Annotated in this window: 11 protein-coding genes and 1 pseudogene; 9 read left to right on the top strand and 3 right to left on the bottom strand. The window is 47.5% G+C overall.

Features of this window, described 5'->3' with window-relative positions:
• Positions 1 to 11: 11 nt before the first annotated feature.
• Positions 12 to 923 (bottom strand): AraC family transcriptional regulator, encoded by a 912-nt coding sequence (locus C0Q44_RS18490; RefSeq protein WP_105408738.1) that lies wholly within the window; start codon positions 921 to 923, stop codon positions 12 to 14.
• Positions 924 to 1,132: 209 nt separating this feature from the next.
• Here C0Q44_RS18490 and C0Q44_RS18485 point away from each other — a divergent pair, with 209 nt between their 5' ends.
• The 8 genes and pseudogenes from C0Q44_RS18485 (at position 1,133) to C0Q44_RS18450 (ending at position 11,651) form a co-directional block, all read left to right on the top strand.
• Positions 1,133 to 3,307 (top strand): glycoside hydrolase family 52 protein, encoded by a 2,175-nt coding sequence (locus tag C0Q44_RS18485; RefSeq protein ID WP_105408737.1) that lies wholly within the window; start codon positions 1,133 to 1,135, stop codon positions 3,305 to 3,307.
• A pseudogene (locus tag C0Q44_RS18480) lies at positions 3,304 to 5,444 on the top strand (alpha-glucuronidase family glycosyl hydrolase). The gene C0Q44_RS18485 and the pseudogene C0Q44_RS18480 overlap by 4 nt, the downstream one beginning before the upstream one ends.
• 89 nt (positions 5,445 to 5,533) lie before the next feature.
• The gene (locus tag C0Q44_RS18475) at positions 5,534 to 6,601 is read left to right on the top strand and encodes an NAD(P)-dependent alcohol dehydrogenase (RefSeq protein WP_105408735.1); all 1,068 of its coding nucleotides are present in this window, start codon (positions 5,534 to 5,536) and stop codon (positions 6,599 to 6,601) included.
• A 307-nt stretch (positions 6,602 to 6,908) separates the two neighbouring features.
• Entirely contained in the window at positions 6,909 to 7,157 is a 249-nt protein-coding gene (locus C0Q44_RS18470) for a type B 50S ribosomal protein L31 (RefSeq protein WP_105408734.1), read from the top strand.
• A 214-nt stretch (positions 7,158 to 7,371) separates the two neighbouring features.
• Positions 7,372 to 7,674, top strand: coding sequence for a Dabb family protein (locus C0Q44_RS18465; protein ID WP_105408733.1), 303 nt, complete (start codon positions 7,372 to 7,374; stop codon positions 7,672 to 7,674).
• Between the two features lie 167 nt (positions 7,675 to 7,841).
• Positions 7,842 to 8,603 (top strand): SDR family NAD(P)-dependent oxidoreductase, encoded by a 762-nt coding sequence (locus tag C0Q44_RS18460; RefSeq protein ID WP_105408732.1) that lies wholly within the window; start codon positions 7,842 to 7,844, stop codon positions 8,601 to 8,603.
• 256 nt (positions 8,604 to 8,859) lie between these two features.
• Entirely contained in the window at positions 8,860 to 10,587 is a 1,728-nt protein-coding gene (gene poxB / locus C0Q44_RS18455) for a ubiquinone-dependent pyruvate dehydrogenase (protein ID WP_105408731.1), read from the top strand.
• Between the two features lie 308 nt (positions 10,588 to 10,895).
• Positions 10,896 to 11,651, top strand: a complete 756-nt coding sequence (locus C0Q44_RS18450; RefSeq protein ID WP_105408730.1) for an SDR family NAD(P)-dependent oxidoreductase — start codon at positions 10,896 to 10,898, stop codon at positions 11,649 to 11,651.
• A 229-nt stretch (positions 11,652 to 11,880) separates the two neighbouring features.
• On the opposite strand, the gene C0Q44_RS18445 is transcribed toward C0Q44_RS18450, so the two are convergent.
• A complete protein-coding gene (locus C0Q44_RS18445; protein WP_181151074.1) occupies positions 11,881 to 12,222 on the bottom strand; it encodes a ribosomal protein L7/L12 in 342 nt (113 codons plus the stop codon).
• Positions 12,223 to 12,267: 45 nt separating this feature from the next.
• Positions 12,268 to 13,494: a cytochrome P450 family protein gene (locus C0Q44_RS18440; protein WP_105408728.1), complete on the bottom strand. Its 1,227-nt coding sequence runs from the start codon at positions 13,492 to 13,494 to the stop codon at positions 12,268 to 12,270.
• 159 nt (positions 13,495 to 13,653) lie between these two features.
• Here C0Q44_RS18440 and C0Q44_RS18435 point away from each other — a divergent pair, with 159 nt between their 5' ends.
• A complete protein-coding gene (locus C0Q44_RS18435) occupies positions 13,654 to 14,631 on the top strand; it encodes an aldo/keto reductase (RefSeq protein ID WP_105408727.1) in 978 nt (325 codons plus the stop codon).
• Positions 14,632 to 14,969 lie beyond the last annotated feature (338 nt).

Raw genomic sequence — 14,969 nt, 5'->3', positions numbered from 1 at the left:
TGCAATGGATATCATTCCAGAGCAGGCTGTTCCTGTCGGTACCGGGAGGGTGACATGCCGGACCAGCGCTTGAATTGACGACTGAAATGGGCGATATCCTTGTATCCAAGCATAACAGCTATATTTTGAACGGACAGATTCGGATTACCCAGGAGAAGCTTCGCTTCATGCAGAACCATCTGGGACAAGACAACCCGGGGCGACTGACCAAATACCTGCTTGAAGACACGATTACAGTGTGAAGAACTAATGCCCAACTCCGCCGCGATATCATCAATACCATAGTGACTGTCGAGTTCATGCCCTTGTTTGAATTGTTGACTCATCAGACCCTGCAACCGAGTGCGGATCAGATGGGCAAGTTCGATTTTCTCGTATCCTTCGGTGAACGATTGGGCTGCTTCGTGAGAGACAGCCTCCCACAGATGACCAAAGAGTTCAAAGACCGCTGATTGCAGCTGCATGCGCTGACTCATCGTGCTTGCTGCCTGATTATCCGCGGAGGACATCAATTTGTGCAGAACCGGCTCAATCTGCCGGGTAACCGGACTGTCTGCGCTGAATAACACCTGTTTAATCCGTGCCAGCAACGAGAGGAACAATTGATCATCAATATCAAAGTGCATGCAGAAATAGGTGAATCCCTCGCCGTTACGGCTGTGGCTGGAATGAATGCTTCCCGGTGGAATCAAGAGCAATTCGCCAGCCTTTTGTACATACAACGTTCCGTTCACCATCATATGCTGCTCGCCCTCGGTTACATAGTTCAGTTCGTATTGAGGATGCTCATGCGCCGGATAGTCCCAATCCGTGCCGACACTTCGCAGATGGATAGCGAACAGATTGACGGTCGTTTGTACATCTGGGTAAAAAACTTCATGAGCACTTTCTCCCAGAGCGGGAGGCAAGTATGTAGATGACATGGAAATTCCCCCTTAGTTCAAATGGAATGCAGTATTCGCTTATCCAGACAAGTGATCAGATGTTTTAGTGTAACCGCTTCAATCATTATAGTATATCAGCTTGATTTGGGTAAATATCCGATTGATTTGATCATGGTCTGGGGTGGGATCGCGTGTTAGGATGGGGCTAATGAGAACGTATGCATATCATCTGAGAGGGGTTATGAATTATGAGCACATCCAAATCTATTTTTTATAATGCACATCACTCACCAATCGGCGCTTTCGCCAGCTTTACACTGGGGTACAAAGGGGCCAAAGGCGGCCTGGGTCTGGAACTCGGCAAGCCGGCAGACCAGAATGTATATATTGGATTACAGTCCCGTGATGGGGATCATTATCAGGCACTTCCTTTCTATGAAGCAACGGAGGACGAGAGCAGTCGATACGATGTAGAGAAGCTGGAGAACGGGGATCAGGCCAAGGCTCCACAACCGCTGATATCGGCATTTGCTGATGAGGATATTACTCGTAAATTCACTTTGGGAACGGACATGTGGGCTGCGGGAGACCTTACGTTCCAGATATATTCACCTGTACGTCCGGTACCAGATCCAACGAGTGGGGATCGCGAAGCGTTAATGGATGCACTCGTACCAGCCGTCTTGGTGGAGATGACGATTGACAACACGCAAGGTCAACAAGCACGTAAGGCCTACTTCGGCTATCAGGGCTCAGACCCATACTCTGCCATGCGCCTGATTGGAGGACCGGAGGGTGGTTCCACCACGGGTGTTGGACAAGGACGTCTTACCGCAATTATGTCAAAGGATGACGGGCTGTGGCCTGCGCGCGGATTTACGCTGGAGAAGATTCTGCAGGAGAAGCATCGTGAGAATCTGGCCTTTGGACTTGGCGGAACGGCTGTTGTACTGATGGAGGTGCCGGCAGGAGAGAAGCGTACCTATCAATGTGCTGTTTGTTTCTACCGTGATGGCATTGTGACATCCGGGATGGACACGACGTATTGGTACACACGCTACTTCGCGGATATCCAGGCAGCAGGAGAATATGCGCTTCAACGTTTCAGCGAGCTGACAGCATCCTGTGCAGAAGTGGATCAGCGCCTTGGAACAGCTGCCCTGACCGAAGATCAGTCATTCATGCTTGCTCATTCCATTCACAGCTATTATGCCAGCACTCAGATGCTGGATGCCGATGGTGAGCCACTCTGGGTTGTGAATGAAGGGGAATACCGAATGATGAACACACTTGATCTGACCGCAGATCAGTTGTACTTCGAACTTGCCATGAATCCGTGGACTGTGCGGAACGAGCTGGAATGGTTCGTGAAACGTTACAGTTACACCGATCAGGTTCGATTCCCAGGGGAAGAGAAGCTGTATCCGGGCGGTATTTCCTTTACCCATGATATGGGTATAGCCAATGTATTCTCGCGTCCTGGACACTCGGCGTATGAGTTGGTAGGTATTGATGACTGTTTCTCACAGATGAGTCATGAAGAACTTGTGAACTGGCTGTGCTGTGCGACGGTATACATTGAACAAACACAGGATCAAGCGTTTGTCAAAAACATGCTGCCTGTGATTCAGGATTGCTTCGAGAGCATGCTTCATCGTGATCACCCGGACGAAGAGCAACGGAATGGTCTGATGGGTCTGGATAGCAGCCGTACCCAGGGGGGAGCGGAGATCACAACTTACGATAGCCTGGATGTGTCACTTGGGCAGTCTCGCAATAATATCTATCTGGCGGGCAAGTGCTGGGCGGTCTACGTTGCATTGGAGAAACTGTTCGCAGCTGAGAAGCGGGCAGATCTGTCACATCAAGCAGGGCGTCAAGCGGATCGCTGCGCCGCGAGTATCGCTGCACAGTTAACGGATGGCGGCTACATTCCGGCAGTTATTGCGGAGAATAACGATTCCCGCATCATTCCGGCGATTGAAGGTCTGGTGTTCCCGTACTTTACAGGTTGTGAAGCCGCACTGGATGTCAACGGTCGGTTTGGACCTTACTTGAAGGCACTCCATACACATCTGAAGACAGTTCTTGTACCGGGTACATGCCTGTTTGAAGACGGAGGTTGGAAACTGTCCTCGACAAGCAATAACTCATGGCTAAGCAAAATATATCTGTCCCAGTTTATAACGAGAGAAATACTCGGCATGGAATGGGATGAGACAGGAAAGGCATCTGATGCGGCTCATGTGAACTGGCTACTGCATTCGGAGGAATCCTACTGGTGCTGGAGCGACCAGATCCTGTCCGGTGTGGCGGTAGGAAGCAAGTACTATCCGCGCGGGGTAACGTCCATCCTATGGCTACTTGAGGGTAAAGGAAATCGTCTTGCGCAGATCCATGCCAGCAAGGAGGCTGTACAATGAGCCAACCCGTTGTACAATCGGGTCTGGCAGGCCCGCAGTATGATGCATGGCTGGGATATCACTCAGGTCTGTTGAATTCGGAAGGAACTGCCCGAAAGGCAGCTCCTGCTTGGAGCAAGCTGATATTAGCTGAAGAAAATCATAAGATCATGACTACAGCTGTGACCGAGCTTGTTGACGGGCTGGAGAAGTTGTATCGCGTGAAGCCGGATGTTGCTCATCTGGCTGATGTACAGAAACGTGAACGGAACGAATGCGCTTCCGCAATACGAGTCGGCACTTGGGGGGAAGTCATGCTGTTGCTGACGCCTTCAGCGAGGAAGAGCGTTCAGCTGTGCAAGGTGAAGGATATGTCATTCGTGAGCACGAGGCAAACGGCACATTGGTGATTGGTTCAGAGACGCCCCAAGGCGTGCTGTATGGTGCATTTCATCTGCTTCGAGCGTTGACATTGGATCATGAAAGCAGCAGTGAGACGAATGAAGCGGCGAAGAAGTGGAGTTTCATTACGGAGCAGCCAGCCAATTCGCTGCGAATGATTAATCAGTGGGATAACGTGGACGGTAGCATTGAGCGGGGATATGCCGGAGATTCCATTTTCTATGATAACGGGGAATTCACGCAAGACTTGGGGCGAATCCGGGATTATGCACGATTGCTCGCTTCCACGGGAATCAATGCCATATCGATCAACAACGTCAACGTGCATCGGCGGGAGAGCCTCTTCTTGACGGAACGTTATCTAAGTGATGTTGCGAAGGTTGCTGCTGAGTTCAGATCCTACGGCATCCGGCTGTTCCTGAGCGCCAATTACGCAAGTCCGATCGAGATTGGTGGATTGCGTACAGCCGATCCGCTTGATACACAGGTACGAGAGTGGTGGAATATACAAACGGCCAAGGTGTATGCGGCGATTCCGGATTTTGGTGGATATCTGATCAAGGCAGACTCCGAGAATCGACCAGGCCCGTTCACGTATAATCGTGATCATGCCGATGGCGCGAACATGCTGGCCGAAGCACTTAGGCCATTCGGTGGACTGGTGATCTGGCGCTGCTTCGTCTATAACTGCAAACAGGATTGGCGAGACCGTTCCACAGACCGGGCGCGTGCAGCATATGACCACTTTACGCCGCTGGACGGACGCTTTGCCGAGAATGTCATTTTGCAAATCAAGAACGGACCTATGGATTTTCAGGTAAGAGAAGCGGTATCTCCGCTATTCGGCGCTATGGAACATACAAATCAGGTTATTGAGTTTCAGATTACGCAGGAGTATACCGGACAGCAGCGTCATCTGTGCTATCTGGTTCCCCAGTGGAAGGACATATTGGATTTTGACACGTACGCAAAAGGTGAAGGTTCTGAGATCAAACGGATCGCGAATGGCTCCCTGTATAACCGACCCTATAGTGGTTTTGCTGCGGTATCCAATATTGGAGCTGATGCCAGCTGGACAGGACACCCACTTGCACAGGCGAATCTGTATGGATATGGCAGACTTGCGTGGAATCCGGAGCTGACAGCGGAAGAGATTGCCAATGAGTGGGTCAGACTGACGTTTGGACATGAGGACGAAGTCGTGTGTCAAGTGATGGATATGCTTATGACTTCACTAGGCATATATGAGAATTATACAGCGCCTCTTGGTGTGGGCTGGATGGTTAATCCGGACCACCATTACGGACCAAATGTGGATGGGTACGAGTATTCCAAATGGGGTACGTATCACTTTGCCGATTGTCATGGAATTGGTGTAGATCGAACCGTGAACAGTGGTACAGGTTATACTTCTCAATATCACCCGGAGAATGCTGGTCGTTATGAGTCCTTGGACACCTGTCCAGATGAGTTGATCTTATTTTTCCATCACGTGCCGTACACCCATGTCTTGCATTCCGGTAAGACGGTTATCCAGCATATCTATGATACACACTTTGAAGGTGCTGTACAGGCGGAGGCGTTAGCCGAGACATGGAGACAACTGGAGGGGAAAGTGGACCCGGTCATCTTCAGCAAAGTTGCTTCATTACAGGACAACCAAGCCAAACATGCGAAGGAATGGCGCGACATGATCAATACGTACTTCTATCGCAAGAGCGGCATTGAGGACGAACAGGGACGAATCATCTATTAATGGGAAGTTGAAGTACAGATGGTTTGGATGAATACAGAATGCCCAGATGTAACCTAGACAGCTTTGACTTACAGGAGGAGGAGATACGTATGGGACAGCATCAACTGCCTGAGACGATGAAGGCAGCTGTCATGACAGCACCAGGACACATTATCATTGAGGAACAACCCGTTCCCCAACCCGCTGCGGATGAGGTTCTTATTCAGGTGATGGCTGTAGGTGTGTGCGGTTCGGATGTGCACTATTTTGAACATGGACGCATCGGCAGATTTGTGGTGGAGAAACCGATCATTCTGGGGCATGAGTGTGCGGGAATCATTGCTGCTGTTGGCGCGAATGTAACTCGTCTACAGACAGGAGATCGGGTTGCTATTGAGCCAGGGATCACCTGCGGACGTTGTACGTCATGCAAGGAGGGGCGCTATAACCTGTGCCCGGATGTTCAGTTTCTGGCGACCCCTCCGGTGGATGGTGCATTTGTACAATACATGGTGATGCGTGAGGACATGGCATTTCCGATTCCAGATCATCTGTCTTACGAGGAAGCTGCGATGAATGAACCTTTCTCTGTCGTTATTCATGCGGCTCGACGCAGCAAGTTGGCTCCAGGAACCACTCTGGCTATTATGGGCATGGGCCCCGTTGGACTCATGGCTGTAGCTGCAGCCAAATCATTCGGTGTGGAACGCATCATCGTCACGGATCTGGAGGAAGTCAGACTGGAAGCGGCTCGGCGGATGGGAGCAACCCACGTCATTAATGTGCGAAATGAAGATGCAATGGCTGTGATTCGCGAGTTAACCGATGGTGTAGGTGTGGATACCGCATGGGAAACCGCCGGTAACCCTAAGGCGCTACAATCGGCTCTGTATTCACTTCGGCGGGGAGGCAAACTTGCCATCGTGGGTCTGCCGGCACAGGACGAGATCGCACTCAATGTTCCATTTATGGCGGATAATGAAGTGGATATCTATGGAATATTTCGTTATGCCAACACATATCCGGTAGGAATTGAGTTTCTGAGCTCTGGTCAGCATGACGTGATGTCTCTCATTACAGATCGTTATTCACTAGAAGAGACACAGCAGGCTATGGAGCGTGCGTTACACAATAAGAGCGGCAGTCTGAAAGTCATGGTGTACCCGAATGGCGTATAAGACGATTGGAGCATAAGACTTTACTGGAAGAGTTCTGGAGATCAGGACTCTTTTTTGTTTTTTTTCGTAAACGCATTGTGTAGATGTCAAAAGCCTGCTGGGGATGGGATGAACTAGAGGCCTTGGAGTACATGCTGAATGTACTGGAGAGAGGCACAGCGTAACGCTGGATCAGATGAAAAATCACATGAGTTATAAATTTTTTATCTATTCCTCAAATCTTGCTGGTACTTCGTGCAAAAAAAGAGTATAATAAAATGTAGTTTGATTCTAAGAAGTACCCATATTAAAGGAGTGTAAATAGATTATGCCAAAAGTTGACATCCATCCAAAGACACAACTCGTAATTTTTTACGATGCAAGTGCTGATTTCAAATTCTTGAGTTCTTCCACGAAGTTCTCTAACGAAACAATGGAATGGGAAGACGGTAACTCTTATCCAGTAATCCGTGTGGACACTAGTTCCGCATCCCACCCGTTCTTCACTGGTAAACAAAGAAACGTGGACATCGGTGGCCGTGTTGATAAATTTAACCGTAAATACAACATTAAATAGTCTGTCCAACCATTACAAGAAAACCTCGGGATTCGTCCTGAGGTTTTTTTGTATGCCAATCAATGGGGAATCTGTGTAATCTGTGCCTGAAAGTTATAGTGATAACGATGAATATCTATTTCATTAAAAATTAATTCAACCAATTATTGCGCTTACAATACTTTCGGATGTACACTAGGAAACAGAGTAAGACATATTGGAGGAGGAAATAGAGATGAGTCGCATCACACATATGGTAACGTTTACACTTTACGCGGGTAAAGATACACCAGAGGCAGAAGCCTTTCTGACAGAAAGTTCGGATGCACTGGCAGCCATTCCTGGTGTAGAGCAATTTCAGGTTCTGAAACAGGTAAGTGAGAAAAATGAGTTTGATTACAGCTTCTCGATGGTCTTCGCTGATCAGGCTGCGTATGATGCATACAATAATCACCCCGTTCACCGCCAGTATGTAGAAGAACGTTGGGAAAAGGAAGTCAGTCGTTCTCAGGAAATTGATCTGATCAAGCATAATTGATGAATAATCCCGATAGATGAGACATCGCATGACTTCAATTCAAATGAGTATTAATGCGAGGTTATATATAACTAAGGTAACGTGAAATATGGTAGAAGTAACCGTGGTAATCGAAATCGTTTTCGGATTTGCGGAATATATGTGAACTCAAGGAGGTTTCTGTTAGGATGCAACTGGATCTCACAGGAAAAACAGCTCTGGTTACTGGTGCAACCGGACAACTGGGGAGAGTAATTGCCCGTACCTTGGCCGCATGTGGTGCCAATCTGGCTCTACATTACATAAATAATGAAACGAAGGCTCGAGAGCTACAGGGTGAGATTGAAGCTCTCGGTTGTCAGGCTGTAATCGTACAGGGGGATATTACGAAGCAGGATACGGCATTTCGAATGCGCGATGAGATACAGAGCGTCCTCGGCGGCGTGGATATTGTTGTTGCCAATGCGGTCATTCAATATGAATGGACAACCGTGCTGGAACAGTCACCTGAAGATTACTTGAGTCAATTCGAATCCTGTGTCATGCAGAGTGTATATCTTGCCAAAGCATTCATTCCGCATATGCAAGAAGTCAAAGCCGGTCGGTTCATTGGCATCAATACAGAGTGTGCGATGCAAAATTTCGCTCACCAATCTGCCTATACCGCTGGCAAGCGTGGAATGGACGGAGTATACCGTGTGCTTGCCAAAGAGGTCGGCGAGTATCAGATTACCGTGAATCAGGTTGCGCCTGGTTGGACGATTAGTGAACGTGATCGCTCCAGTGAACCTGGACATGATGAAGCATATACCCGCACCGTACCGCTGAAGCGCAGGGGTGAGGATCAGGAAATTGCCAATGCGGTAGCCTTTCTGGCATCGGATCTGTCCTCATTTATCACAGGTGCCTACATTCCCGTAAGTGGTGGTAACGTTATGCCTGCCATCTGAGTTTTAACCGTAATCCGTTTGTCATTCGACAAGCGGATTTTTGACGTTTTCCCACATCTCAGGAAGAGGCCGATTTCTTATACTGTGAGTGTAACCGGTCCTAACGTTGAGATAACGATTTCAATGGAACGTTTGTTCATATATTCACAATTACATATGTTTTGATTCGGAATTTAAAAGATTGGGGAATAAGAATAGGTATATTCACAGGATGGAAAGATAATCAAAACAAGCAATTAAAGGGGACCAATTTAAGATGAAAAAAACAGTTGCAGACGTTTTTGTTGAAGTATTACTGAACGCTGGCATCAAACGCATATACGGCATTGTTGGAGATTCTTTGAATGCGGTACTCGACTCCATCCGTCGTTCGGGCAAGATTGAGTGGATTCATGTACGCCATGAAGAAGTCGCTGCATTTGCAGCTGGGGCTGATGCTGAGGTAACGGGGAGTATCGCTGTCTGTGCAGGGAGTAGTGGACCTGGTAACATGCATCTGATTAACGGTCTGTATGATTGTCACCGCAATCGAGTACCAGTACTCGCCATTGCTGCCCATATTCCAAGTGATGAGATTGGCAGTGAATATTTCCAGGCGACACATCCGGAGTATCTGTTTCAGGAATGTAGTGATTATTGCGAAGTCATCACTACAGCCAAACAGATGCCGCGTTCCCTCACTATGGCCATCCAGACAGCAGTTGCACGTTCAGGTGTGTCTGTCGTCGTGCTGCCAGGGGATGTAGCTGGACTCGAAGCGGCCGATCTTCCTGTGCCTGAGCATGTGTACCACGCAACCCATCCAGTAGTACATCCTTCTGAGCCGGAACTTGTGAAGCTGGCGGAATATCTGAATCAGGACAAAAAAATCACGTTGCTGTGCGGTGCAGGCTGTGCAGGCGCTCGGGAACCCCTCATGCAGCTCTGTGATCGATTGAAATCTCCCATGGTTATTGCTCTCAGAGGTAAGGAATATTTGGAGTATGACAATCCGTATTCCGTGGGTCTTACGGGGCTGATTGGATATTCATCCGGTTATCATGCGATGATGGACTGCGATGTGCTGTTGATGCTGGGAACGGACTTCCCGTATCGTCAATTCTATCCGGAAGATGCGACTGTCCTTCAAGTCGATATTCAATCTTCCCATCTGGGCCGACGCACGAAGCTCGATTATGGCGTTTGCGGAGATGTGAAAGCGACCATAGAAGCTTTACTCCCTTACCTGACAGAAGAACACAGCGACAAACATCTGCATAAAAGTGTGGATCGGTACGTGAAGGTACGCAAAGATCTGGACGAACTTGCGGTTGGCAAACCGGGTAAAAAGCCTATCCATCCACAGTACCTTACTAAAATACTAAGTGATAACGCAGCTGAAAATGCAATCTTTACCTGTGATGTCGGTACTCCGACCGTATGGGCGGCCCGCTATATTGAGATGAGCCGCAATCGCAGATTGCTCGGTTCATTCAATCACGGTACGATGGCGAATGCTCTGCCTCAAGCGATTGGCGCGCAAGTGGCTGATCCTGGCAGACAAATTATCTCTTTGTCCGGTGATGGCGGTATTACGATGTTGATGGGTGATCTGTTGACATTAAAACAGCATAATCTTCCGATTAAAGTTGTGGTGTATAATAACGGCGCACTCGGTTTTGTTGAACTGGAGATGAAGGCTGCCGGCTTCTTGGAGTCGGGCACCGAACTCGTGAATCCCAACTTTGCGATGGTTGCTCAAGCCATGGGCATGGAAGGCATTCGGGTTGAGGATCCGGCTGAACTGGAAGGAGCAGTGCAGCGTGCGCTTCAGCATGATGGGCCTGTTCTGATCGACGTGGTGGTGAATCGCCAAGAATTGTCCTTACCTCCAAAGATTGATATCAAACAGGCGCAAGGGTTCACCTTATGGATGATGAAAGCCGTGCTGAACGGACGTGGAGATGAGCTGATTGAATTAGCCAAAACCAATTTACTTCGATAAGCAGATTACACGGCTTGCCGTTGATATGAACATCAATTTGAGATCGTTTTTGCATTCGAAGAAGGAGCATGCACAATGCCAGTTTGGTTGTGTGCTCCTTCAATTCAATGCTGAACGTGTGATGTGTGATATAGTATGTGTCGATATTATATCATTTGTTTTTATGTCGAAAGTCTATTAGAATAGGTGAAGTCAGGAAGGATGTATGACATTTCTGACCTACATAGGTTTGCAATATTTCATGAACGTTTCATATCGAATTCATTGATCCAATCACAAGATGACACAACCACATGGAGGAGATCATCATGAGTCACGCAGGAAAAGTAGCCATTATCACCGGAGCAGGAAGTGGATTAGGCCGAGCAGCAGCACTGAAGCTGGCTGAGAAGGGCGCATCCATTGTCGTCGTGGATCTTGTCGAAGAGACAGGTCTTGAAACAGTTAAGGAGATTGAGAAACTGGGGAGTAATGCCATTTTTGTACAAGCAGATGTGAGCAAGGCACCCCAGGTTGAGAATTATGTGAAAAAAGCAGTCGAAGAGTTCGGGCGGATTGACATGTTCTTTAACAATGCAGGTATCGCGGGTCCTGGTATCAAGTTGATTGAACATACCATCGAACAATTCGACCAGATTATTGATATCAACTTGAGAAGTGTATTCTACGGGTTGAAATACGTGATTACGGAAATGCTCAAAACAGGTGGGGGTTCCATCCTCAATACGGCCTCTACAGCGGGAATTGTTGGTGTACCTACAGTTGCGCCTTACGCAGCGACCAAGCATGGAGTGATTGGCTTGACCCGCACAGCTGCAATTGAATACGGCAAAGACAATATCCGTGTAAATGCGATTGCGCCCGGTACCATTGAGACACCCATGGTAGTTCAGTTCGGTAAAGACAACCCTGAAGTATTCAAAGCCACTGTTGACAGCATTCCGTCCGGACGTCTGGGCAGACCTGAAGAGATCGCGAATTTGGTTTCGTTCCTGCTTGGAGATGAAGCGCCTTATATTAATGGTGCTGTATATCCGATCGATGGCGCAGTTACGGCCCAGTAAGGTTCAGCAGCAGATCGAGTTCGTAGCATAAAATGGTCAAAGAGAGGTCACTGTGTATGTACAGTGCCTCTCTTTGACCATTTTGTTGTACTCCCATCTTCTATAAAACTGATCATGCAGCGTTATGCGATGCATGATCAGATTTGTGTTCTTTTACCTGATCCTGAACGGTATGAGCATATGACTATAAACAGGGCAACAGCATCACATGTATTTGGAGTTGTTCAGGTTACGAATTACGTGCCAGAGCATCCACATAATCTTTGGCTTCCTTTAACGATAGACCTCTGGCCTCGCGCAGTCTTTTGATGGCTACAATTTTATTTCCTTTCTGCACTATTGCAAGCAGTTCCTGATCCAGATCGGCCTGGCCTGGTTGGCTTGTGTGGGAAAGGGGTGTTTCCTTTGGAGACAATGTGGAATTGAATTCGGAGCGCGTGTTGACAGTTGAACCGTTTTCCAGGCGTTCCATATCTCTTTTCATTTCATTCACTTGGCGTTGCAGGCTGCTGACTCTGACCAGTAGTACAAAGATTAGAAGCAGAGAAATGATCCATATAATAGTGTTCATTTCCATGATGTAAGGGACCTCACTTTCATTCTTTGTGAATTTTAATTAATTAAGTCGAACCGGAATTTCTTTAACACCTCGAACAACCATGCCTGGTCTCCATTCGAGTTCATTCACATCCGCTTGTAGCTGCATATTAGGAAAACGGCTTAGCAGCGTACTCACTGCAATCTCGCCTTCCAGACGTGCAAGTGGTGCGCCGAGACATAGGTGTATGCCTTTGCCAAATGCCAGATGCGAACTCTTCTCGCGGGTAATGTCAAAGACACCTGCATCCTTAAACTGTTCTTCGTCACGATTAGCCGAATCCAGAGCAACGACAACCAATTCTCCTTGCGCAATATGCTGTCCACGGAATTCGATATCCTCCAGAGCCCAGCGGGATGTGCTAAATTCAACGGGCCCGTTATAACGAAGCATCTCTTCAATGGCTTGGTGGATCAGATCAGGTTGTTGGATAAGGGTTTCTCGTTGCTCGGGGTGCTCCAGTAGAGCAAGCATTCCATTACCAATCAGGTTAACCGTCGTTTCATGTCCGGCAATGATTAATAACGAGACAACGCTGAGCAGCTCTTTTTCAGACAGTTGTTGTCCAGATTCTTCGGCGATAACGAGTTGACTGATCAAGTCGTTCCCTGGTTGTTTGCGAACTTTGGCGAACCAATCAGTCAGATATTCGGTGAATTCACTGGAATGCTTTTCAAACATATCGGGATCGGAATGTAATGCATCAATAATGGTATTTGACCACAAGCGGAACTTGTCCTGATCTTCGAGAGGAACGCCCAATATTTCACTAATGACAATGATCGGTAATGGAAAAGCAAAGTCGTCAATCAGATTCATTTTCTCCTGAGATGCTAAGTTATCCAGTAAATGATCTGCAATTTCCTGAATATGTTCTCTCATGTCGGCTATTAATTTGGGGGTGAATGCTTTCTGCACCAATCCACGTAAACGACGATGATCTGGTGGATCGGAGAACAGCATGTTATTGACAAAAATACTTTGATACTCAGACCCATACCTTTTGGTGAAATCCTTGCTAAAGCGAGGATCTTTCAATATCTGGACTGCATCTTCATATCGCGTAATGATCCATCCAAGCTCTCCTTGGGGAAACAATACTCTGAAGACCGGCTCTTCTTTTCTTAATTTCTCATACACTGGATAAGGATTATGTGTGAATTCTTTGGTGAAAAACACTGGTTTTGAGGACTCGTTGGGTTCATTTGGGTTCAAAATACAAACTCTCCTCTCATATTCCTGCATAATACCTGCACCCTCTATATATTCAATACACAGGCTTTTGAAACCTTGTTTTTGCCCCGTATGGAAGAAGGAGCAGGAAAATAGAGGAAGAGGAAAGAAAATATGTAGAGAGAATCTACATCCTAGCGTCGTATAAATAAAAATGAGGTGAATTCTGACATGTCCTACACACAACTTCCCTTGCATCACTACCAGATTCCTGCCAGTCCCATCGTACTTGGCTGTATGCGGTTTGGGGGTGAATGGGATGGCCTTCCGATTACACCAGATCTGGTTCTGGAAGGTCATCGGGCGGTGGAAGCAGCTATTGAAATAGGCATTAATCACTTTGACTTGGCGGATATATATACACGTGGTAAGGCTGAGCATGTATTGGGACGAGTTCTATCCGAAGCTCCAGGTTTGCGGGAGAAGATCATTGTCCAGTCGAAGTGTGGTATACGTCTAGTGGGTGATGATGAAGGACCTCAGCGGTATGATACGTCGAGTACACATATCTTGGCAAGTGTGGATGGTATTCTGGAGCGGTTGGGTATCGAATATCTAGATATTCTGTTGTTACACCGTCCTGACCCACTCACTCATCCGCAAGAGATCGGTGAGGCACTGGCAGAACTGCATCATTCCGGTAAAGTGCGCCATTTTGGAGTTTCCAATATGGGGTCTGAACAGATTCGGCTTCTTCAGTTGCATAGTCAAGTACCTCTGATTGTGAACCAGTTGGAGATGAGTTTGGACAAAATCGGATTTGTGGAAGCGGGTGTAACGGTAAATCGCCTCCAAGCCAGAGATAATGTATTTCCTTATGGCACGATGGAATACTGCCAGGCAGAGCATATTCAATTGCAGGCCTGGGGCCCACTTGCTCAAGGTCGATTTACTGGCAGGGTAGTCGAGGGGCAACGCCCGGAGATTGAGCATACGGCCCAATTGGTTGATCGAATGGCCAAGGAGCGTGGTGTTACACCTGAATCCATTGTACTGGCTTGGTTATTGAAGCATCCGGCAGGTATTCAGCCCGTAATTGGTTCAATTCGGCCAGAGCGCATTCTGGCCTGCCGTGATGCGACGAACATTGAGCTAACGAGGTATGAATGGTACGAGCTGTATTCCGCTTCAGCCGGACGAAGAATGTAAGTAGGGGCATTGAAAGTATAAGAAGACACAGGCGCCTTGAAGTGGCCTGTGTCTTTCTGTGTAATATGCAACTTCAGTTGGTTGAAACACAATATAGAACGTTTAATGGTCCATAGGGTCATATGGCCTATCATACGAACACGTTTAGAATAAGTCCTTCAATTCGATCCGAACTCATGTGTTTAGCACGGATTGGATGATACGAGCTCTTCATATTTGTGCTAGGAACTATGTCCATGGACTTAGAAGAAATGCTGATAAGAAGGACGTTTCAACCATTTTTATCGTTTTTCGGGGCAGTTGCTGGGACGCTGTGATAAAATGATACAAATAAGAAC

Origin of the sequence: Paenibacillus sp. PCH8, assembly GCF_002968835.1 — a bacterium.
GTDB lineage: Bacteria > Bacillota > Bacilli > Paenibacillales > Paenibacillaceae > Paenibacillus.
Note: the sequence above shows the minus strand (reverse complement) of the source record. Positions and strands in the feature narration are given on the sequence as shown.

Excerpts from the sequence above, each read along its gene's own strand:
- poxB (WP_105408731.1), top strand. The coding sequence starts at position 8,860 with ATGAAAAAAACAGTTGCAGACGTTTTTGTTGAAGTATTACTGAACGCT.
- C0Q44_RS18485 (WP_105408737.1), top strand. The coding sequence starts at position 1,133 with ATGAGCACATCCAAATCTATTTTTTATAATGCACATCACTCACCAATC.
- C0Q44_RS18445 (WP_181151074.1), bottom strand. The coding sequence starts at position 12,222 with ATGAACACTATTATATGGATCATTTCTCTGCTTCTAATCTTTGTACTA.
- C0Q44_RS18490 (WP_105408738.1), bottom strand. The coding sequence starts at position 923 with ATGTCATCTACATACTTGCCTCCCGCTCTGGGAGAAAGTGCTCATGAA.
- C0Q44_RS18440 (WP_105408728.1), bottom strand. The coding sequence starts at position 13,494 with ATGCAGGAATATGAGAGGAGAGTTTGTATTTTGAACCCAAATGAACCC.
- C0Q44_RS18465 (WP_105408733.1), top strand. The coding sequence starts at position 7,372 with ATGAGTCGCATCACACATATGGTAACGTTTACACTTTACGCGGGTAAA.
- C0Q44_RS18450 (WP_105408730.1), top strand. The coding sequence starts at position 10,896 with ATGAGTCACGCAGGAAAAGTAGCCATTATCACCGGAGCAGGAAGTGGA.
- C0Q44_RS18475 (WP_105408735.1), top strand. The coding sequence starts at position 5,534 with ATGGGACAGCATCAACTGCCTGAGACGATGAAGGCAGCTGTCATGACA.
- C0Q44_RS18435 (WP_105408727.1), top strand. The coding sequence starts at position 13,654 with ATGTCCTACACACAACTTCCCTTGCATCACTACCAGATTCCTGCCAGT.
- C0Q44_RS18460 (WP_105408732.1), top strand. The coding sequence starts at position 7,842 with ATGCAACTGGATCTCACAGGAAAAACAGCTCTGGTTACTGGTGCAACC.
- C0Q44_RS18470 (WP_105408734.1), top strand. The coding sequence starts at position 6,909 with ATGCCAAAAGTTGACATCCATCCAAAGACACAACTCGTAATTTTTTAC.